At 48.3% G+C, this 20,302-nt stretch carries 17 protein-coding genes, 1 tRNA gene and 1 pseudogene; 7 read left to right on the forward strand and 12 right to left on the reverse strand.

The window, feature by feature from the left end:
• The first annotated feature begins 131 nt into the window (after positions 1-131).
• Complete coding sequence (locus tag L4D06_RS19770; RefSeq protein ID WP_429740857.1) at positions 132-722, forward strand: DarT ssDNA thymidine ADP-ribosyltransferase family protein; 591 nt, start codon at positions 132-134, stop codon at positions 720-722.
• 8 nt (positions 723-730) lie between these two features.
• Here the strand turns inward: L4D06_RS19770 and darG are convergent, their stop codons facing one another.
• From darG to rpsU, 6 genes and pseudogenes are all read right to left on the reverse strand, one after another.
• A complete protein-coding gene (gene darG / locus L4D06_RS19775; protein WP_429740859.1) occupies positions 731-1,765 on the reverse strand; it encodes a type II toxin-antitoxin system antitoxin DNA ADP-ribosyl glycohydrolase DarG in 1,035 nt (344 codons plus the stop codon).
• Positions 1,766-2,022: 257 nt separating this feature from the next.
• Positions 2,023-2,098 (reverse strand) — tRNA-Ile (locus L4D06_RS19780).
• Between the two features lie 153 nt (positions 2,099-2,251).
• Positions 2,252-4,096, reverse strand: a pseudogene (gene rpoD, locus L4D06_RS19785) (RNA polymerase sigma factor RpoD); the annotation flags it as partial.
• 81 nt (positions 4,097-4,177) lie between these two features.
• Positions 4,178-5,932 carry a DNA primase gene (gene dnaG / locus L4D06_RS19790; RefSeq protein ID WP_429740861.1) on the reverse strand — a complete coding sequence of 585 codons (1,755 nt, stop codon included), beginning with the start codon at positions 5,930-5,932 and terminating at the stop codon, positions 4,178-4,180.
• Positions 5,933-6,084: 152 nt separating this feature from the next.
• Positions 6,085-6,528: a GatB/YqeY domain-containing protein gene (locus L4D06_RS19795; RefSeq protein WP_274164779.1), complete on the reverse strand. Its 444-nt coding sequence runs from the start codon at positions 6,526-6,528 to the stop codon at positions 6,085-6,087.
• 25 nt (positions 6,529-6,553) lie between these two features.
• On the reverse strand, positions 6,554-6,769 hold the full coding sequence (gene rpsU, locus L4D06_RS19800) for a 30S ribosomal protein S21 (protein WP_002537656.1): 216 nt from the start codon (positions 6,767-6,769) through the stop codon (positions 6,554-6,556).
• 195 nt (positions 6,770-6,964) lie between these two features.
• On the opposite strand from rpsU, the gene tsaD reads away from it, so the two are divergent.
• Complete coding sequence (gene tsaD / locus L4D06_RS19805; RefSeq protein WP_274164780.1) at positions 6,965-7,984, forward strand: tRNA (adenosine(37)-N6)-threonylcarbamoyltransferase complex transferase subunit TsaD; 1,020 nt, start codon at positions 6,965-6,967, stop codon at positions 7,982-7,984.
• Positions 7,985-8,107: 123 nt separating this feature from the next.
• On the opposite strand, the gene plsY is transcribed toward tsaD, so the two are convergent.
• Positions 8,108-8,740 carry a glycerol-3-phosphate 1-O-acyltransferase PlsY gene (gene plsY / locus L4D06_RS19810; RefSeq protein ID WP_274164781.1) on the reverse strand — a complete coding sequence of 211 codons (633 nt, stop codon included), beginning with the start codon at positions 8,738-8,740 and terminating at the stop codon, positions 8,108-8,110.
• Positions 8,741-8,919: 179 nt separating this feature from the next.
• Between plsY and folB the strand changes: the two genes are divergently transcribed.
• Genes folB through L4D06_RS19825 form a run of 3 tightly spaced genes read left to right on the forward strand, consistent with a single transcriptional unit; the run spans position 8,920 to position 10,604 of the window.
• The gene (gene folB, locus L4D06_RS19815; protein WP_274164782.1) at positions 8,920-9,279 is read left to right on the forward strand and encodes a dihydroneopterin aldolase; all 360 of its coding nucleotides are present in this window, start codon (positions 8,920-8,922) and stop codon (positions 9,277-9,279) included.
• Complete coding sequence (gene folK, locus L4D06_RS19820; RefSeq protein ID WP_429740865.1) at positions 9,276-9,761, forward strand: 2-amino-4-hydroxy-6-hydroxymethyldihydropteridine diphosphokinase; 486 nt, start codon at positions 9,276-9,278, stop codon at positions 9,759-9,761. Before folB ends, folK begins: the two co-directional genes overlap by 4 nt.
• A 39-nt stretch (positions 9,762-9,800) precedes the next feature.
• Positions 9,801-10,604, forward strand: coding sequence for an undecaprenyl-diphosphate phosphatase (locus L4D06_RS19825; RefSeq protein WP_274164784.1), 804 nt, complete (start codon positions 9,801-9,803; stop codon positions 10,602-10,604).
• A 164-nt stretch (positions 10,605-10,768) separates the two neighbouring features.
• On the opposite strand, the gene L4D06_RS19830 is transcribed toward L4D06_RS19825, so the two are convergent.
• On the reverse strand, positions 10,769-12,010 hold the full coding sequence (locus L4D06_RS19830) for a multifunctional CCA addition/repair protein (protein ID WP_429740867.1): 1,242 nt from the start codon (positions 12,008-12,010) through the stop codon (positions 10,769-10,771).
• A gap of 216 nt (positions 12,011-12,226) precedes the next feature.
• On the opposite strand from L4D06_RS19830, the gene L4D06_RS19835 reads away from it, so the two are divergent.
• Positions 12,227-14,584 carry an AAA family ATPase gene (locus tag L4D06_RS19835; RefSeq protein WP_429740869.1) on the forward strand — a complete coding sequence of 786 codons (2,358 nt, stop codon included), beginning with the start codon at positions 12,227-12,229 and terminating at the stop codon, positions 14,582-14,584.
• A gap of 156 nt (positions 14,585-14,740) precedes the next feature.
• Here L4D06_RS19835 and L4D06_RS19840 read toward each other — a convergent pair whose 3' ends face one another.
• The 3 genes from L4D06_RS19840 to L4D06_RS19850 form a co-directional block, all read right to left on the reverse strand.
• Positions 14,741-15,355: a TIGR04211 family SH3 domain-containing protein gene (locus L4D06_RS19840; protein ID WP_429740871.1), complete on the reverse strand. Its 615-nt coding sequence runs from the start codon at positions 15,353-15,355 to the stop codon at positions 14,741-14,743.
• Between the two features lie 231 nt (positions 15,356-15,586).
• Positions 15,587-16,852, reverse strand: a complete 1,266-nt coding sequence (locus L4D06_RS19845) for an inorganic phosphate transporter (RefSeq protein WP_274166744.1) — start codon at positions 16,850-16,852, stop codon at positions 15,587-15,589.
• 35 nt (positions 16,853-16,887) lie between these two features.
• Positions 16,888-17,568, reverse strand: a complete 681-nt coding sequence (locus tag L4D06_RS19850; protein ID WP_274166745.1) for a TIGR00153 family protein — start codon at positions 17,566-17,568, stop codon at positions 16,888-16,890.
• A 179-nt stretch (positions 17,569-17,747) separates the two neighbouring features.
• On the opposite strand from L4D06_RS19850, the gene L4D06_RS19855 reads away from it, so the two are divergent.
• Entirely contained in the window at positions 17,748-19,274 is a 1,527-nt protein-coding gene (locus tag L4D06_RS19855; RefSeq protein WP_429740873.1) for a CYTH and CHAD domain-containing protein, read from the forward strand.
• Positions 19,275-19,400: 126 nt separating this feature from the next.
• Here the strand turns inward: L4D06_RS19855 and L4D06_RS19860 are convergent, their stop codons facing one another.
• Entirely contained in the window at positions 19,401-20,213 is an 813-nt protein-coding gene (locus L4D06_RS19860) for a potassium channel family protein (RefSeq protein ID WP_429740875.1), read from the reverse strand.
• Positions 20,214-20,302 lie beyond the last annotated feature (89 nt).

Here is a 20,302-nt window from a genome sequence, read left to right on the forward strand (position 1 = left end):
GTGAATAACTGTATTTTGATGTGAATTGCTAGTGCTGAAGCATACCTAGATTAATTGATAGTTATCATTTTCTTTTAGGTTTTTTAGGTATAACGTTCACTTGATGTTAACTAATCAAGACACCTGTATCTATGACAATAAGAGACCAAAAATTGCTGTACCACCTTACAGCGATTGAAAATGTAGAAAATATTCTCTCGAAGGGGCTGCTGCCCCGAGACGGATTGGCTGACTTTTCAGATGTTGCTGACCGAGACATTCTCGAAGGTAGAGAGGCGCATGATTTAGACAAAATGGTTCCATTTCATTTCTTTGTGAAAAATCCATTTGATGGGAGAGTGCGCTTAAACAACCCTGATGCAGAGTTTGTCTATATCACTATCAATCGTGAATTTGCTCGTGAGGACGGTTGGGTTATCTCCCCTCGTCACCCTTTAGCTATCGGTGGATTTGACATTAAGTCATATGATGAAGGTATGGAGGCAATTGACTGGAAATTGATGGATCAGAGGGACTATAAGAACAATCCTGAATCTAAGCGTGTTTGCATGGCCGAGTGTCTATCTTTGAAGGCAGTTGAAGCTAAGCATTTCAACTCAATCGTTGTTGAAACACAAGAGGCAAAAGAGCGTGTAGAACGCTTGAGAAATGCGCTTGGACTGAGATTCTACGTGAACCACAATCCAAACATGTTCGTCTCTAGACGCGCTGCTACAGCCTAACTAAGGAGTCATAGGAGCCAATTGTCCTCACTAAGTCGCTTGATGGCTCCTTTAACCATTCCTTTGGAATATGCTCGTGCATTCGGCATGTTATCTAGAATTAGATCAGCTAGTTGCTCATCAGAGTAATTTGATCCGAGTTCTGATTGCTTATTTGCCAACCAAAGTGATGTAGAGAGCAAAGCTAACCCTTCCTGACCTTCATATCCAGACAATGCCGCCAAGCTATTTTTGATAATGTTTTTGTATTCTGGCTTTTTATCTACATACGGCTTCAAGTCTATAAAGCTTTTCTTCTCAATAGTTATTAGGGTCTTGTTTGGAGAGTTGCTAGCTCCAGAGAGATATAAAAACTCACCATCTACTTTTTTTAGGTAGCTGTGGAGGACTTCAGAGTAAGGTGTGTCTCTGAACTGATCGAAAATTAGCCCCTCTAATTTGATGCCTTTACGTGAAAGCATAAATACAAAGGCCTGAACTTCCAACTCAGAAGCCTTTCCTTTTTTTGTTGTCCTAATATATGAGTCTATTGCGTGCAGTAAAATAGCCCTACCTGTTGTCATTTGGGATTTTTCTTGTGCTTTGCACTCTCCCGTAGGCGAATAGATCCTCCACTCAACACTATTCTCGCTAGACAGTATTTCTTTAATTTGTCGTTCTACTTGGCTCCATGGCAGCCCCCCTAACCCAGCGCCAAGTGCTGGAATGGCAACTGACTTTAAACTTAACTGACGAGCTACCACCACCAAGTCTTGCAGTCCATTCTCAATGTACTCAATCTTAGACTTTCCGCGCCAATGCTCCTTTGTTGGGAAGTTGATTACATAGCGCGATGGGGAAGAAGATTTTATTTCGAAAACAAACATCTTACCTGTTCTTAGCTCTTTAGCTTTACAGGCTAATTTGTAAGCTTCAAAGTTGTCTGGGTAGATGTTTTTGAACTGAAACGCGAGTCCTTTTCCCATAACACCAACGGTGTTTACAGTGTTAACAAGGGCATCAGCACTATCGGTAAAAAGGTCGCCTTTTACGTATTTTATCATTGAGGAAATCTGTTCCTAGGTCATACCGCAAAGCTATTTTAGGCATTTTAGCTGTTTTATACACGCTTAATTGTCTTCCGCCGTATGAAAACGAGACAGGAAAAAGAGATTTGTTTTTAGGGCTTAGCTTGATGTCTGAATCTTTGATTGATGCACGTGATGAGAGTTGATGGTTGTTTTTGCTATAACGGTGCTATAACGGCTCTAAAAACGCGAAAGGCCTGAGTGGTTACTAACCGCTCAGGCCTTGCTGTATATGGTGGCCCCTCCCAGACTTGAACTGGGGACCAATCGATTATGAGTCGAGTGCTCTAACCACTGAGCTAAGGGGCCGTGTAGGCGAATGATTATAGGGGATGGTGGGCGAGGTGTCTAGACGCAACCATACCCTAATCAGTATGGATTTTAGCCACTTAAACCATTTCTTGGATATGAAAAAGGCGAGCTGTGCTCGCCTTCTCATTTTTGTTGCTTAACCCGTGTGGATTATTCGTCCAGGAAGCTGCGCAGAACTTCTGAGCGGCTTGGGTGACGCAACTTACGCAGTGCTTTCGCTTCAATCTGACGAATACGCTCACGCGTTACGTCAAACTGTTTGCCGACTTCTTCCAGCGTGTGGTCGGTATTCATGTCGATACCGAAGCGCATACGCAGAACTTTCGCTTCACGTGGCGTTAGGCCAGCAAGTACTTCGCTGGTTGCCATGCGGAGGTTGTTCATTGTCGCTGAGTCCATTGGCAGCTCGAGGGTGGTATCCTCGATAAAGTCACCTAGATGCGAATCTTCATCATCACCGATCGGTGTTTCCATGGAGATTGGCTCTTTGGCGATCTTCAGCACTTTGCGGATCTTGTCTTCTGGCATTTGCATGCGCTCTGCCAATTCTTCTGGCAGTGGCTCACGGCCCATCTCCTGAAGCATCTGACGTGAGATACGGTTCAGTTTGTTGATGGTTTCAATCATGTGAACAGGGATACGAATTGTACGCGCCTGGTCTGCGATTGAACGGGTGATTGCCTGACGGATCCACCATGTTGCGTACGTGGAGAACTTGTAACCACGACGGTATTCGAACTTGTCTACCGCTTTCATTAGGCCGATGTTACCTTCTTGGATTAGATCCAAGAATTGCAGGCCACGGTTGGTGTATTTCTTCGCGATAGAAATAACCAGACGCAAGTTCGCTTCAACCATCTCTTTCTTCGCACGGCGTGCTTTCGCTTCACCGATTGACATGCGACGGCTGATGTCTTTGATGCGTTCTACGTTCAGGCCGGTTTCATCTTCGATGATTTTCAGCTTCTGTACGCAGCGACGCAGATCTTCTTCGTATAGTTTTAGACGGTCAACGAATGGTTTTTCTGACGCTAGTGCTGCATCCAGCCAGTTGTCAGAAGATTCGTTTCCGCCAAAGAGTTGGACGAAGGTTTTCTTAGGCATTTTTGCTTGGTCAACACACAGGCGCATAACAAGGCGCTCTTGTGTACGAACACGGTCCATGGTGGAGCGCATTTCGTTAACCAGACGATCGAACTGTTTCGGTATCAAGCGGAATTGCTTGAACACTTCAGACAGTTCTGCAACTGATTCTGCGGTGTCTTTGTGGAAACGTCCGTTTTTGTTGATAGCCGTTTGCATTGTGTCGTAAGCCACGCGAAGTTCATTGAACTTCTCACGCGCTAGCTCCGGGTCAATGCCGGTGTCTTCTTCTTCTTCGTCGTCGTCATCATCGCTTTTATCGTCTTCATCCTCTAGCTGCTCATTGGTCAGCTCTGAGCCGATATGAGTTGCTGTTGGTGCGATGTCTTCTTGGCTTGGGTCTACAAAGCCTGAGATGATGTCGGTAAGACGAAGCTCTTCAGCTTCAACTTTGTCGAATTGATCGAGAAGGGATGCAATTGAGCCAGGATATTCGGCAACCGAAACCTGTACTTGGTTGATACCATCTTCGATGCGTTTGGCGATGTCGATTTCGCCTTCACGGGTAAGCAGTTCTACCGTACCCATTTCACGCATGTACATGCGCACTGGGTCAGTTGTACGGCCGATTTCTGATTCAACGCTAGACAGTGCTGCTGCTGCGGCTTCGACGGCATCTTCGTCAGCTACAGTTTCAGACATCATCAGCTCATCGGCATCAGGAGCAGTTTCCACTACCTGAATACCCATGTCGTTGATCATCTGAATAATATCTTCTATCTGATCAGAATCGACAATGTCTTCTGGTAGGTGGTCATTAACTTCTGCATAGGTTAGATAGCCTTGTTCCTTACCTTTTGCGACAAGCAACTTTAGCTGTGACTGCGGATTTTGATCCATAGACGATATCCAACTTCGGGTCTGAGTGAAGAATTTAGTATGCGGAAACGCAAACCGCCAATTCTAGCAAATTACTAAGGTTTTGACTACTTTCTAGTCGGGGCGGCTTTGAAGTAACTGCCATAGTTCCCGTCTCTCTTCGGCTGATAAGCCGATGCTTCTGTCTCGAGCCTGTAATTTGTCTATTTGTTGCGCGACACACTGAGCCAATATTTTGTCCAGTGAGTCTAAAAATACATCTAACGCATTGTCTTCATTGATGGGAAGTTCCCAACTGGCCAATTTGGCTAACAATGCTTCTTGATCTGAGCCACGCCAATGTTCGAGCAGCTGTCCTGTCGTAATATTGGGACGATGACGGCAAAGTTCAAGCATGGTAGTGAATAAATTTAAACCGGGCATTCCCAGCTCTTCCACGCCGTCTAGCGGCGGGACAGATTCAACAAACCCAGGATTCTGTAATAACAGTGTAATGACTTCACGCATAGGCGTGCGTTTCATTTCTGGTAGAGGCTTGCGTGTTTGTGCTTGCCCTTGTCTGCTGATCAGTTTTTCAAGTTGCTGTTCGTCCGGTAAGCCAAGCTTTTGCCCTAGGGTGTTCCGTAAATATAGGCGCAATGTGCCGCCGGGAACTTTGTCTATCAAGGGGACCGCTAGCGTGGTCAATTTGGCTTTGCCTTCTTGACTGCTGGTGTCTACTTGTCCCATTAGGGTGGAAAAGAGAAATTCTGACAAGGACATGGCGCTAGCCAAACGTTGTTCGAACCCTTCTTTGCCTTCTTGTCTCACCATGGAATCCGGGTCTTCGCCATCAGGCAAGAACATGAATTTCAATTGGCGACCGTCAACTAAATGTGGCAGAGCTTGTTCCATGGCGCGCCATGCGGCATCTCGCCCTGCACGGTCTCCGTCATAGCAACAAACCACGCTCGATGTTTGTCGAAACAGGGTTTGCATGTGCTCTGCGGTGGTGGCTGTACCTAGTGAAGCTACGGCGTAGTCGACATCAAATTGTGCCAACGCCACCACGTCCATATATCCTTCGACCACCAGGAGTTGTTTGGGTTCACGGTGTGCTTGAAGCACTTCGTAAAGTCCGTATAACTCTCGCCCTTTATGGAAAATAGGCGTTTCTGGGGAGTTGAGGTATTTGGGAGTGCCATCACCTAATACTCGTCCACCGAAGCCAATCACTCGGCCTCGTCGATCACGAATGGGGAACATGACGCGACCGCGGAAACGGTCATAGCGACGCCCATTGTCGTTTTCGATCAGCATGCCTGTTGATACCAGTGCTTGCTGACTTGTATTGTCTTTGCCAAAACGTGTGCGAACTTGGTCCCATTCGTCGGCGACAAAGCCAATACCAAATTTTTGCACGATTTCCCCTGATAGGCCGCGGCCTTTGAGGTAATCGATAGCGGTTGTTCCCGCTTCGCTGCGCAGTCCACCTTGGTAGAACTGGGCTATCTGTCCCATCATCTGGTACAGATCGCGTTTTTGGTCACTCCGCGCATAGGGGCCTTTTGGGGCGCCACCGTCACTCTGTTCACGAGGTACATCTAAACCTAGCTGTGAGGCTAGCTCTTCAATGGCTTCAACAAATTCTAACCGGTCAAATTCCATCACAAAATCGATGGCATTGCCGTGTACGCCACAGCCGAAGCAATGGTAGAACTGTTTTTCCTGACTCACTGTGAATGAGGGGGTTTTTTCGTTATGGAAAGGGCAGCAGGCACCGTAGTTCTTGCCTTGCTTTTTAAGTTTTACCCGCGCATCTATGAGCTCGACAATGTCCAGTCGGGCAAGCAGATCGTCAATGAATGAGCGTGGGATTTTTCCTGCCATAACCTACGTGCGTGTTTTGAATGAAAAAACGTGAATGTATTCAGTATCTTCTAATTAGAAGACAGGAACAAGAATGACTAACGGAAAGATACGAACAAGCCGCGCACTCCCTACGGGATAGCACGGCTTGTTTGCAGGGTTAGGTAAAAACCTTATGCCAGATTGGATTTAACCAATTGGCTGATCTTACCCATGTCAGCACGGCCCTGAACTTGAGGTTTCAGGATGGCCATGATTTTGCCCATGTCTTGCATGGAGCTCGCACCAGAGGCTGCAATGGCATCTTTTACCATTGCGTCCACTTCGTCGTCGCTGAGTGGTTGCGGCATGAATTCTTCTAAAACGGAGATTTCAGCCAGTTCCACATCAGCAAGGTCATCACGACCCGCTGACTGGTATTGCGATACAGAGTCACGACGTTGCTTAACCATCTTAACGATAACTGCCAGCGATTCTTCGTCAGTCAGAGTTTTCTGACCGTCGATTTCTTGCTGTCTAATTGCAGAGATCATCAAGCGAATTGTGCCAAGGCGAGGTTTATCTTTCGCCTTCATCGCTACAATTTGTTCACTCTTAATGCGAGCAATCAATTCCATATCACAATTCCTGTATTAATCGTAATTAGTACAGGCGAACGCGGCGAGCGTTCTCGCGAGCCAGCTTCTTCAGGTGACGCTTAACAGCGGCAGCCTTAGCGCGTTTGCGAACGGTAGTTGGCTTTTCGAAGTGCTCACGACGGCGAACTTCAGAAAGAATACCTGCTTTTTCACAAGAGCGCTTGAAGCGACGCAGTGCTACGTCGAATGGTTCGTTTTCACGTACTTTAACTACTGGCATGTGCCTTTCACCTCAGGGGTTGTTCGTTAATCGCTGGAGACAAAATGACCAGCTTTGATTAAAAATGGTGCGGAATTCTAATCCGATAAGCGGGTGCTTGTAAAGCATAACTGGTGAATTTGATCGTGCCCATGTAATATTGCGGCCTGTTTTTGAGTCGACAGATTGAATATCAACGAAGTGAGCTGAGGTGTTATGCGAATTCTAGGCATCGAGACATCGTGCGACGAGACTGGCGTGGCGATTTATGATGATGAAAAAGGGCTGCTGGCGCATCAGTTGTACAGTCAAGTAGCGGTGCATGCTGACTACGGCGGAGTAGTACCTGAACTGGCTTCGCGTGATCATGTGAAGAAGACGATTCCACTGATCAAGGCGACGTTGGAAGAAGCGGGTTTAACCCCTGAAGATCTCGACGGCGTGGCATATACGGCAGGCCCTGGCCTAGTTGGTGCTTTGTTGGTTGGCGCGACGATTGGTCGCAGCCTCGCGTATGCGTGGAATGTGCCTGCGGTTGCGGTTCACCATATGGAAGGGCACTTGCTGGCGCCTATGCTGGAAGATAACCCACCTCCGTTTCCGTTTATCGCTTTGTTGGTGTCTGGCGGACACACTTTGTTGGTGGAAGTGAAAGGGATCGGTGAATATCAGATCCTTGGCGAATCCATTGACGATGCTGCTGGTGAAGCGTTCGATAAAACAGCGAAACTGATGGGGCTTGATTATCCGGGTGGTCCTCTGCTGTCTAAGCTGGCTGAGAAAGGCGATAGCTCGCGCTTTACCTTCCCTCGTCCGATGACAACGGTGCCGGGCTTGGACATGAGTTTCTCTGGCCTGAAGACTTTCACGGCGAACACCATTGCTGCGAACGATAATGACGATCAAACCCGTGCGGACATTGCTCGTGCATTTGAAGATGCCGTGGTAGATACGCTTTTGATCAAAGTGAAACGTGCCCTTAAACAAACGGGCATGAAGCGTATTGTGATTGCTGGTGGTGTAAGTGCTAACCGTTTCTTGCGTTTGAAACTGGAAGCGTTGGCGGCGTCTATCGGCGGTGAGGTGTATTACCCTCGCACTGAGTTTTGTACGGATAACGGCGCGATGATCGCATATGCCGGTATGCAGCGTTTGAAAAACGGCGAACATAATGACTTGGGTGTGAAAGCATTCCCACGTTGGCCGATTGATCAGCTAAAGCCGGTTGAAGGTTAAGAGCTAGAGCTAGCCCTAGGAAAAGCCAAGAGCAATACTGGCGCTCCAAGTAGTAGAAAGCGGCACTGTTATCAGTAGCCGCTTTTTCTTTTTCTAGGCCCTAGGAACTGCTCTTCCTAGGATCTATCCCTCTTGTTCTTCCTGCTCTTCTTCTGTGTTAGACCTTTTCTTTTTGTTCCACACTTTTTGCTCTGAGCCGCTGAGGAGTCGCTTAATGTTTTCCTGATGACGGAAGATGATAAGACAAGACAACATGGCAACTGGCATAGTGAATTGTGGTTTCACTAACCAAGTAAAGAGTGGGGCAAACAAGGAGGCCATGAGTGCGCCAAGCGATGAGTAGCCCGTTAGCAATAGGGTGGCTATCCATGTGCCTAACATCATGCCGGTGAGGTCTAAGCCGATAGGTGCGATGGCACCAAGGGCGGTGGCGACACCTTTTCCGCCTCGAAAATGGAAGAATATGGGGTAGATGTGGCCAAGACAGGCGGCGATACCAATCAAACCGAGCATAAAGGGGTTGATGCCCATTAAGTAACTCGCCCACACCGGAATTGTGCCTTTTAGCATGTCACAGAGTAAGACCAGTGCGGCGGCTAATCGCCCGCCTAAACGAAACACATTGGTCGCGCCGGGGTTTCCTGAGCCTTGTTCTCGTGGATCGGGAAGACCGTATAGCCGACAGATCAGTACTGCGCTGGATATAGAACCCAGTAAGTAAGCAGCAACAATCATAAGCATTCCGAGTGCGGTCATTTTTTCATCCAGTTGAACATTCGCTAGGGCGGTGAGAACTTGCTATAGTTCGCGCACCAGACACAAAGTATCCAATTTTATAGAAATTTTGTGTATATGCATCACAGCAATTTTTGCGATGATGGAGCGATGTTACGTGCTTTTGCGCATAATGGGTATCCGACCTCTGAATTTTTTGAGTGAACATGGATTTAGTATTTATTGACCAGCTAGAGGTCATCACCACCATTGGTGTGTATGACTGGGAACAGCAAATCAAACAGAAACTGGTGTTTGATATTGAAATGGCACATGACAACCAACCTGCAGCCATCAATGATGACGTTGCGTTGGCCTTAGATTATTCAGCCGTGAGCGGCGCGATTCTTGACCTTGTCGAAAACGGACGTTTTCTGCTGGTTGAGCGTGTCGCGGAAGAGATTGCCTCGCTGATTCAATCGCAATTCTCTGTGCCTTGGGTGCGTGTAAAAGTCATTAAGCCGGGGGCTGTGCCTCAAGCTCGCTCTGTGGGTGTTGTGATTGAGCGAGGCTCGCGGTGATTCAGGTTTTGGTCAGTGTTGGTTCAAACATTGAACGTGAGCACCACATTACGGAAGGGATCGCTGCGCTAAAGGAGCTCGATCCAAATTGCCGTTGCTCTCGCATATTTGAAGCTGTGCCGGTTGGCTTTGATGGGCCGAACTTCTACAACCTTGTCGTTGAACTCCATACGGATTTAAGCCTTGAAGGTATAATGGCTGCGCTGCGAGAGATTGAGTCTCGCTGGGGGCGTGAGCGTAATGCGGTGAAGTTCCGTGATCGTACGTTAGATATTGATCTGCTGACATATGGCGATCTTTCTCAGCCTTCTGGCCCTGTGCTACCAAGAAAAGATGTGTATAAATTTGCCTTTACCTTATGGCCGCTGGCAGAGCTTTGCCCTGACCAAGTGATCCCCGGTGATTCGCAAACTTATCAGCAAGCTTGGGATGCCTTCAGTGACGAGCAACCTCTCTGGCCTGTAACTGATTTCTCTTTGTGATTAATTCCTATTTATAAATAACTTAAGTGATCAACCATTATGAGCATGTTTGAAGCCTTTGCGCTGGCTTTAATTCAGGGCTTGACAGAATTCCTTCCTGTCTCTAGCTCTGCGCACCTTATCCTTCCTTCGGAAATTCTCGGCTGGCAAGATCAAGGCCTTGCTTTTGATGTGGCGGTTCACGTTGGCACATTGCTGGCTGTTGTCGGCTACTTCCGTAAAGAAGTCACTCAATTGCTGGGCGCATTTTTCCGTTCGATCTTCAAAGGTGAACGTTCATCTGATGCGACCCTTGCGTGGATGATTGCATTGGCGACGATCCCTGCCTGTATCTTTGGCTTGTTCATGAAAGACATCATTGAGATTTATCTGCGCTCGGCGTGGGTGATTGCGGTGACGTGTATTGTGTTTGGCCTTCTGCTTTGGTGGGTGGACAACAATGCAAAATCTGAAATTGATGAATACAAAACCACACCAAAATCAGCGTTGTTGATTGGCTTGTCGCAAGCATTGGCAATGATTCCAGGCACTTCACGCTCTGGCGCAACCATGACCATGGCACTTTACTTGGGCTACACCCGTGAAGCAGCGGCGCGTTTCTCGTTTCTGATGTCGATTCCTATCATTGTTCTGGCGGGTAGTTACCTTGGTCTAGGGCTTGTGAAAAGTGATGTGCCTGTGATGTGGGCACCTATCATGGTGGGTGTGGCGGTGTCGTTTGTCAGTGCTTACATTTGTATTCACTGGTTCTTGAAATTGGTGACTACCATGGGCATGAAGCCGTTTGTGATTTACCGCATTGCGCTGGGTCTAGGCTTGATGGCGTTTCTTGCTACGCGCTAAGTGTTAAGCGCAGATAGAGCAGGAAAAGAAGGGCCTAGTTCCTAGGTCCTAGAAAAGAAAAAGCGGCTCTCAATAGAAGCCGCTTTTTTTTTGTATCTCATTGAGGGTAGTTAATCACTTGAGGACAATGTTCTTTTAGGGCCTAGAACCTAGAACCTTGATTATTACTCCGGCTTTTCTGGCCTCGCCTCTGCCAGAAAGCCTTTCACCGCTTCAATACGCTGACGCGTTAACTCTTCACGGATCTGCGGCCCTTGAAAACCCGCCGCCACAATGTGCTTCACTTGTACGCTTAGCGCTGCGTGAAACGCGCCTTCTAGTAAAGCCGCTTGCGGATAAGCGCGAGTTTCAAACCCTGTTCGACCTTGATGGTCAGCTTCACTGGCAATGGCTAGTTGTGGCACTTTTTCTGGTTTACGCCAGCAATCATTGCGATCAAATATCTTGATGAAGGTAGCCGCTTTTAGCTCGCCTGCATTGTGTACATTGGTGTGCTCGGCACAGACCAGTAAGCCCGCATCGCGGTAAGTATTGGGGACACGAATGCGTTGGCACAGTGCTTTCACAGGCTTTAGCCCAAGTTTGGTATGCAGTTTGTGGCTTGGCCATTCTTCTTGTGGTGTAAGCGCTTTTCCGAGGTCATGAACTTGCGCGGCAAAGCGGATCACAGGGTCATCGGTGAGTTGGGCGGCTTGCTTGGCGACCATTAGCGTGTGAATGCCGGTATCAATTTCTGGATGCCATTGCTCGGGTTGGGGCACGCCAAACAGGGCGTCGATTTCTGGCAACACGACAGCGAGTGCGCCGCAGTCACGAAGGACACGAAGAAAGATGTCTGGGTTGGCAGTTTGTAGCGACTTCTCCCATTCTTTCCACACGCGCTCGGGCGTTAATGCATCCAGCTCACCGCTTTCAGCGATGGTGCGCATTAAGCCCATGGTGTCGTCGGCAACCACAAAGCCAAGGTGATGGAATCGCGCCGCGAAACGTGCCACTCGGAGTACGCGTAAAGGGTCTTCAACGAATGCGGGGGACACATGCCGCAGTATTCGGTTTTCGAGGTCCCCTTGCCCGTGATAAGGGTCAACCAGCGTGCCATCAGCGGCCTCTGCAATGGCGTTGATGGTGAGATCGCGACGAGCAAGATCTTCCTCCAGCGTCACATTGGGGGCGAAATCGCAGACGAAGCCAGTATACCCAGCACCTGATTTTCGCTCGGTGCGTGCAAGGGCATATTCTTCATGGGTTTTAGGGTGCAAGAAAACAGGGAAATCTGCGCCGACTTGTTGGTATCCCGCATTGAGCATGGTGTTGATATCGGCACCCACCACTACCCAGTCTCTATCTGTCACACTGAGCCCCAGCAATTTGTCTCTTACTGCGCCGCCAACAAGGTAGGTATTCACATGACTATCCGATATTAAAGCAATAATGTAATTATCATAAACCGTGTGGCGAGCTCAAACCAATCCATTGTGATGGCTGATAATCGCATTAGTGTGCAAAAGCTGCGAACCCGCACTCGATTCACCTGTCACACCTAGTGATAACCTTTACATGGTTAGGGTGGCGCGATACCGTGACGTGCCAATCAAACAGGATTGAGAACACAGAGAACCTTCATGTATCAAGATTTTTTCCGTCTTACCGAATCGCCTTTTGCGATCGTGCCAAATCCAAAATTCTACTTCTTAAGTGAACGACACAAAGAGGCATTGAGCCATGTGCTGTCGGGTATCGAAGACGGTGGTGGTTTGGCATTGTTGACAGGGGAAGTGGGCACGGGCAAAACCACGACCATGAAAGCGATGTTGGAGCGTTTACCTGAGAAAACACAGGTTGCGACCATTCTTAACCCCAGTGTTTCTGTGCTCGAATTGTTGCAAACGTTGTGTGACGAACTCGGTGTTGAATACCGTGAAGATGACAGCTTTAAGCGCCTCTATGACGCCATTACGGATAAGTTGTTTAATAACGAGTCCAAAGGGGTTCAAACCATCTTATTGGTTGATGAAGCGCAACATCTGATGCCTGATGTGTTGGAGCAGCTTCGGTTGCTGACCAATATTGAAACCTCTTATCGCAAGCTGTTGAAGGTCATTTTGATCGGACAGCCTGAACTGCAACAAATGCTGCGTCAGCCGAATTTGCGTCAGTTAGCACAGCGCATCACCGCGCGTTATCACTTAATGCCACTGACGGCGGATGAAGTGCATCAATACATGACGCACAGAATTAGCTGCGCTGGTGGCCTTGTTCCCTTGTTTGATACCGCTGCGGTAAAGGTGATAGCCAAAGAAACTGGCGGTGTCCCGCGATTAGTTAACTTGGTGAGCGATCAATCGCTCAAGATAGCATTTAGAGAATCCAAGCAGCGCGTAAACAAAGATATCGCCTTGCAAGCCTGCCGAGACGTGCTGGATTGGCAAGACGCAAGTAAGCCTGCTTTTCGCGATGCATCAGAGCGTTCTGTCAGCCGTTATTGGCCATATTATGCGGGGGCGATTGGTGGGGCTGCATTGCTCGCTATTGCTATCCGCATTGGGCTAAGTGGCGGCGCAGAGACGGTATCACCGCAGGTAGCGAACGTATCTACACCCATCAATGCCCCCGTCGTTTCGACCCAGCCTGTCGAGCAGCCCGTGGTGACCGCTGATACCGCAAATCATGCGATGAAAACCACAGCGCCAATGCCTGAGGCCACCCAAGCGCCTGCAGCTAACCGTGCGGTGGCTGCGACGTCTGCAGTGAAAAACACCCCTGAAACGGTTTCTTTCTCGTCGCTGGTGGCTGAGAGTTTGAGTGCTGGATCTGCGATGCAGTCGCTTTATAAGCTATGGGGCTTTGACGCCGATGTATTTGCAGCAGGCTGTTCTTCACAAGTGCGTGGCGAGCTTGCTTGTTACAAAAGCAAATTACCCTTCGATCAGTTAATGACGATTGACCGCCCTGCAGTACTCGGCATGAATGGCCCTGAAGGGAGTTCATGGTTTGCGGTGCTGTACAGTAAGGGCAACCAACAATACGAGTTGCTGGCAGGCGATCAGCGTGTATTGGTTAGCGAAGCGTTTCTTAAGCAAATGTGGAATGGCGACGCGTTGATTTTATGGCGTCCGCCTTTGGGGGATTCGTCAGCCATTAAATCGGGGCAACGTGGCGAGCGTGTTCGCTGGCTGGAGCAGCGATTAAATCTGGTACTGGGTAGCACGGATCCGATTTCGAATCAGTTTGGTTTAAAAGAGCGCAGTAAAGTGCGTGAGTTTCAACGAAACAATGATCTGGATGCCGATGGTATCCCAGGACCTATCACCTTTATGGTGTTAGACAGGGTGCTTGAAATGCCAGGGCCTAGCTTGATGAAAAGCATCGATGCGACATCGTCTGAGAAAGCGCTAATTGCAGATGGCGACATTGTTGTGTTGCCTGACGAGGAAGTGTTTAACGTCGCGTTACAGCAACTGCCAGAGCCTGAAAACGACGAAGGCGTAGTGAATATTGGTATTGCCCCTTCTTCTCCATCACTAGAAACTGGCTCTGCGAGTGCGAATACAGATGCGACGCCTTCTCGCGGTAAACCAGTAAAATCCCCGCTGTCGATGATAGAACAAGATGAGATTTCGCTAGATGATCTCGACTTGTCTGCGTTGTCACCTGAGCTGGCTCTGAAAGTAGAAAGTGCGTTAAGCAGTGATAAATCGCGAACATTAGAAGCGAAGTTAGAGAGAACTCGCGCTGATAACAATGTGTTGTCTATTGCCGAGTTGTCGAATGACATGCTGAATCGCCTGCCTAAGATGGATTTTCAAACCCATATTTATGCTTCAAATGAGCGTTCACGTTGGATTAAAGTGAATGGGCAAGAGGCACGTGAAGGGGAGTTTGTGGCCGACGGTGTTTTACTTCGTGGCATTGAACCGCAGCAGGTGGTTGTTCAGTTTGAAGACGCGTTGATTGCTATTCCTGCGTTGTCGACGTGGTAAGGATGAAGAGTAGGTTCTAGGAAGAGCAGGGCCGAGGAAGAGCAAGAGCCTAGGAGAAGATCTTAGTAGAACCCGGACCTTAGGGCGTTCCTTTCCTTATACCCAAACCAAAAAAAGCCGCTTTCGCGGCTTTTTCGTGTTGAATCTTTCGTAGGCTTACGCCCAACCGTTATTACGTTTCTTACGGCGTGGAATAAGATGCGGCAAAATCAAACCAAACAGCAAGCCACCACCGGCAACCATGCCACCATAGGTGAAGTAACGCATCAGTAGGTCGTCTTTCTGTGTGTCGATACGTGCACGCAATTCGCGGATTTCAGTCTGTGCATCAATCAGCTTTTGATTCAGTTCACTGGTGTGCTGCTCAAGCTCTTGTACTTGTGCATTGCGCTGCTCTAGCGATGAAATTAATCCTTTGGTTTTTGCTTCCGTATCGCCTTGTGCACTTTCTAATGCAGATTTGACTCGGGAAAGCTCTTCTTCCAAAGCAGGTAGACGGGTTTTTAGACCCGGCTGGTTGGTGACATATTTGGTTTCGACCCAGCCTTTACGACCGCGATCATCAATCACTTGGCTGTAACCTGCATTACGGTTACGGTCCACAACTGTAATCTTCGTTCCCGCATCCACGCTACCAATAATGCGATATTGGGAACCCGGGCCAGAATGCATGTAAGTGAAAAGTTCGTCAGAGATGTAGTTGTCCTTAGCGTGTGCCAATGGGACCACTAGCATCATCAACACAGCCAGGGCAGAGAAAAGTTGCTTCACGGATTCTTCCTTTGGTTGTTCGTGAGTGTCGTTAGTTTGTCTTTATTTCGTCTATGTGTCTTGCTCAGGGTTGCTTTGGCAATCTTCGAGCGGAAACACCATGCGATTGGTATCAGATACTAAAAAATTTTCGGGGCTAGGTACAACAAAAGGGAGGCATAACCTCCCTTTTTTAACCGAAGACTGACATCACTGCACAAAAACGTGACGGAAATGCCTTTCTTGGCGTGGTTACAACCCGAAGATTGCCTGCATCATGAAGAAGAAAATCACGGCTAACAGCGCACCCGCTGGTAGGGTAACCACCCAAGATGCCACGATGTTTCTGACCACACCTAAGTTCAGTGCGCCAATACCACGAGCAAAGCCTACACCCAGTACCGCACCGACTAGCGTCTGTGTGGTAGAGATTGGCAAGCCAGTGCCTGATGCTAGAACAACGGTTGATGCGGTTGCTAGCTGCGCGGCAAAACCACGGCTTGGTGTCAGTTCAGTAATGCCCGTACCGACGGTTGCCATTACTTTATGACCAAGCGTTGCCAGACCGACGACGATACCCGCGCCACCCAGTGGCAATATCCACCATGCGATTTGCGTTTTCTCTGACAGTTGACCCATGTTCTCTACCGTTGAAACGATAGCAGATAGGGGACCAATTGCATTGGCAACGTCGTTAGAACCGTGGGCAAATGCCATGGCACATGCGGTCACCACCATGAGAAGGCTAAATACACGTTCTACACCTTGGTACCCGTTGGTTCCCGGGACATCATCTTTGTATTTACGGTTGATGTAGACGTAACCAAACATCATGATCAGTGCAGAGATGGCGATTGAAACCATGACCGCTTCACCCGTAGTTAGGTGCAAGCCTACATGCTTCAAGCCCTTTTTGATGGTGACCATAGCGATGATCAAAGCCGTCAAAAACATGTAAACAGGTACAAAGCGTTTGGCGTTGATCAGCGGTTTGTCGGTATCAAAAATCAGACGTTGTGCGCTGACAAAAATCACGTAAGCAAAAATGCCTGAGATCAGGGGAGTAACAATCCAACTGCCCACAATACCTTGCACTGACGCCCAATCTACGGCTTCAGTACCGACAGATACGCAAGCGAAACCAATGATAGCGCCAATGATGGAGTGGGTCGTTGATACAGGCCAACCCATGAAAGAGGCGAGCAGAAGCCAGGTGCCAGCGGCAAGCAGGGCTGCCATCATGCCGTAGACCAATACTTCGGGCTGGCTAGCATAGAGAGAGGTGTCGATGACGCCTTTACGGATGGTGTCGGTCACTTCGCCACCGGCGAGATATGCACCCGCAAACTCAAAAATCATCGCAATGATGATTGCTTGTTTAACGGTGAGTGCTTTAGAACCAACAGATGTTCCCATGGCATTCGCAACGTCGTTTGCGCCAATACCAATAGCCATCATGAAACCAAAAGCCGCGGCCACCAAAATAATGATGGTGCCGTAATTCGCTAGGATTTCCATTGTCTTACCTTGTTATTTGTTCGGTGAACGTTGCACTACGAACGAGAAAGCATAAGCTCAAGACGCGAGCCAACACGTTGTGCTTGATCGGCGATTTCGCCGACCCATTCAAGGATCTTGTACAGGAACATCACATCAACCGGATTGTATTCACTCTCGATTGACATTAGTTGCTGACGTAGGTGAATTTGCATCGTATCGGTGTCATCTTCGATGGCATCCAATTGATTGATCATCTCTTCCACTAGCGTAACTTCACGTCCTTTAAAGCCAGTTTCGAGTAATTCATCCAATTCACTAATAACGCGGCGCGCCTGATCGGCGGCGTCGAGACAGCGCTGCACATAAGCAACAAAGTCTGGGTAAAGAAGGGAAGGAACCTGAAGTTGTCGGCCAATAACGCGACCAGCAATGTCTTTGGCGAGGTTGGCTAGCTTGTCTTGCTGAGTCAGCAGGTCAAGCATATCGGTGCGGTCTACAGGGAGAAAAAGACCACGAGGTAATTTGAGACGAATTTCGCGCTTCAAGACATCCGCTTCTTTTTCTAGCGTCGAAATTTCGTGTCGCAAAGACTCTGCTGCCACCCAATCCCCTTTTTCACATTCAGCAAAAAAAGGTACTAGCAAAGAGCAGCAGTCATTGACGCGGCTCACGTGACGTTGCAAAGGTTTTAAAGGGCTCTTTGCGAATAGCCCCATGATTGTATTTACTGGCATAGCCGTATCTACCTATCAAGTCAGCATTGAGTGCGGACTAAATTTTACACGATGGTGTACAAGCGGCGAATGTTAACGCAATCACATTCTCATTGATACCGTTTCAGATCAATGAAAGTCTCTTGCTCGAGTGCCCAATTCCCCATATTCTTGTTTGGCTATTGGTTATAGGTACCTTTATGGAAACTGAGATAGAGTTAAAGTTTTTTGTCTCGTCCGATTTTTCGCGACAGATCCGAGACAAAATTGCTGATTTAAAGGTATTGCAGCAACGCCAGCGAAACCTCGGCAATATCTACTACGATACCCCTGATTTTTTGCTGCGCCAGCACGATATTGGCTTGCGGGTAAGACGATACGACGATGTATTTGTACAAACCCTAAAGACCGCCGGACGTGTTGTTGCAGGCCTTCACCAACGACCAGAATACAATGCGGAGCTTGACTCTCCGGTTCCCGACCTTTCGTTGATCCCCGCCGATGCTTGGCCTGCAGGGCTAGATGTCGAGGCGCTTGCTGCCAACATTCACCCTCTTTTTTCGACTGATTTTGAACGCCAACAATGGTTACTTGCGATGCCCGACAGCAGTCAGGTTGAGCTGGCTTTTGATTGCGGTGATGTCACCACCACTGATGGTGGCTACGATCCTATCTGTGAGGTAGAGATTGAACTGAAATCAGGCCAAACGGATGCTTTGTTTGTGTTAGCCCGCGAGCTGGCTGAAAACGGCGGCTTGCGTCTAGGTAACTTGAGTAAAGCTGCGCGAGGCTATCGCCTTGCTACGGGGTATCAAGGCGACCTTGTTAAACCGTTATCGATTGTGAAGGTGGGTGATTCCGAGTCCACCGAGCAAGCATTTGTTACTGCGTTAGAACATGCACTTGAGCATTGGCATTACCACGAACAAGTGTATGTTGAACGGCCTGAGCCAGACGCTATTTTCGAAATGTGCAATGCGGTGGCGTTGATCCGCCAAGCATTAGCTTTATACGGTGGTTTAATACCGCGCCGTGCCAGTGCGTTGCTTCGCCAAGAGCTGCAATGGTTAGAAGGTGAGCTGGATTGGATCAACGAAGCGCGAGCTATTGAGCGTTTGGTGGATGACAAAGGCTATTTCCTGAGAAAGCTGAACGTGCAAAAGCCGTTGTTAGCCAAGTTGAGTGAGAACTATGAAGCGCTGCCTGAACGTTCGGAAGTGCTTGAATTACTTCACTCTGCGCGTTACTGCAATTTGTTGCTTGATCTTAGCCGATGGATTTTGACACGAGGCTGGCAACCGTTTTTGGATGACAAAGCCCGCGAGAAGTTGGCCGAGCCAATTCGAAGCTTTGCAAACCGCGCATTAACGACGTCTTGGAACGAACTGCTAAGTGTATTTTCGCTTGAGCATGAATTGGATCGATTTGGCTACTTGGATCAACAACCACGCCTGACGCGTAATTTGTTGTCGGGGTGCTGTGTTGCTGCACTTTATGATGTAGAAGATCGTGAGACGTTCAGGTTGCCTTGGCTGGATCTTCTTCAAGGCATTGACGACATTTTGTTGCTCGATCCGGTGCGCAAGTTGGCTGAGGAAGAAGACTTCAGCGAGGAAGACAAAGCGCAGATTGAGAAATGGCTGCGACGCAAGGAAGAATCCTTGTCCCATGCCATGATGCAATCGCGTCAAATTGGATTAAACCTGGACCCTTACTGGGACGAGTAGGCTTGCCTCAAGCCCGATCTTAAAACGAGATCTAGAGATGAAAAATAGCGCCTGATGGCGCTATTTTTTTGTCTGTGTATCTGAGCCAGAACCAGAGTTGTCACTGGGACCAGTAACATCGCTTGCTTACTTGGGACGCGGCGCTGAGGGCGGTGTCGCTATTTGTTGGGATGTCGTTGGCGAAAGCACATCTAAGCGCTCTTCCATAGCGGATAAGCGAGTGAGGATTTTCTCTTGCTGGTTCAATATGGTTTCCAAGGCTTCGCGCTGACGTTCGGATTGTTCCTGCTCTTTCTTCTCTGGCTTAGTGATGTAAGACGCGACTAAGCCAGTGACCGCACCAAAAATAGCGACGCCACAAATGATCACAATAACGGAGATGGCTCGTCCCACTGGCGTCACCGGGTAATGATCGCCATACCCAACCGTAGAAATGGTGACAAACATCCACCAGATTGCATCAGTCAGACTCGTGATGTTGGCGTTTTCTGCAGGGCTTTCAAAGGTAAAAATGGCGGCAGAACCCGTCGAAATCAGCAAGGTCATGAGCAGCAGTATGCTGGCTAGCGTGGTTTCGTTGCGATTTTTTCCCATGTATGTCAGCAACGGTTCGCTGACTTTGAGCAATCTGATCACCCTGAAAATTTGGAACACACGAGCAAACCGAAGGGCTTCGACAACGGGAATACTTGCAAGTATGTCGATCCAGTGTGTTTTCAAATAATTGAGCTTTTTGTCACTTTTAAGAAAATGTATCGAGAGTTGGAGCAAGAAAATTAGACAAATCAGCGTGTCGATACCGAGCAGTAAGGTATAAAGGGGATCACTTTTGGGCAATAACAGAATGGTACTGACAACACACAATGAAACGAAAGAGAGCGCTAAGCTCAACAAGCTCATCGGATTGAGATCTAGGTTTTGTGTTTTAGAGTCAGTCATCACTCAATGAATTGCCTTTGCTGTCGTTAAAAATAGGGCGAATTGAAGCCACGATGCCTCATCGCTTTAGTGTATCGCAACCGATGCGA

The sequence above is a fragment of the Enterovibrio makurazakiensis genome, assembly GCF_050336585.1.
Taxonomy (GTDB): domain Bacteria; phylum Pseudomonadota; class Gammaproteobacteria; order Enterobacterales; family Vibrionaceae; genus Enterovibrio; species Enterovibrio gelatinilyticus.

What these genes read in the sequence shown, in the direction of transcription:
- rpsU (WP_002537656.1), bottom strand. Translation starts at nt 6,769, where the DNA reads ATGCCAGTAGTTAAAGTACGTGAAAACGAACCATTCGACGTAGCACTG.
- tsaD (WP_274164780.1), top strand. Translation starts at nt 6,965, where the DNA reads ATGCGAATTCTAGGCATCGAGACATCGTGCGACGAGACTGGCGTGGCG.
- L4D06_RS19825 (WP_274164784.1), top strand. Translation starts at nt 9,801, where the DNA reads ATGAGCATGTTTGAAGCCTTTGCGCTGGCTTTAATTCAGGGCTTGACA.
- dnaG (WP_429740861.1), bottom strand. Translation starts at nt 5,932, where the DNA reads ATGGCAGGAAAAATCCCACGCTCATTCATTGACGATCTGCTTGCCCGA.
- plsY (WP_274164781.1), bottom strand. Translation starts at nt 8,740, where the DNA reads ATGACCGCACTCGGAATGCTTATGATTGTTGCTGCTTACTTACTGGGT.
- L4D06_RS19860 (WP_429740875.1), bottom strand. Translation starts at nt 20,213, where the DNA reads ATGACTGACTCTAAAACACAAAACCTAGATCTCAATCCGATGAGCTTG.
- L4D06_RS19845 (WP_274166744.1), bottom strand. Translation starts at nt 16,852, where the DNA reads ATGGAAATCCTAGCGAATTACGGCACCATCATTATTTTGGTGGCCGCG.
- L4D06_RS19835 (WP_429740869.1), top strand. Translation starts at nt 12,227, where the DNA reads ATGTATCAAGATTTTTTCCGTCTTACCGAATCGCCTTTTGCGATCGTG.
- darG (WP_429740859.1), bottom strand. Translation starts at nt 1,765, where the DNA reads ATGATAAAATACGTAAAAGGCGACCTTTTTACCGATAGTGCTGATGCC.
- L4D06_RS19855 (WP_429740873.1), top strand. Translation starts at nt 17,748, where the DNA reads ATGGAAACTGAGATAGAGTTAAAGTTTTTTGTCTCGTCCGATTTTTCG.
- L4D06_RS19850 (WP_274166745.1), bottom strand. Translation starts at nt 17,568, where the DNA reads ATGCCAGTAAATACAATCATGGGGCTATTCGCAAAGAGCCCTTTAAAA.
- L4D06_RS19770 (WP_429740857.1), top strand. Translation starts at nt 132, where the DNA reads ATGACAATAAGAGACCAAAAATTGCTGTACCACCTTACAGCGATTGAA.
- L4D06_RS19795 (WP_274164779.1), bottom strand. Translation starts at nt 6,528, where the DNA reads ATGGAATTGATTGCTCGCATTAAGAGTGAACAAATTGTAGCGATGAAG.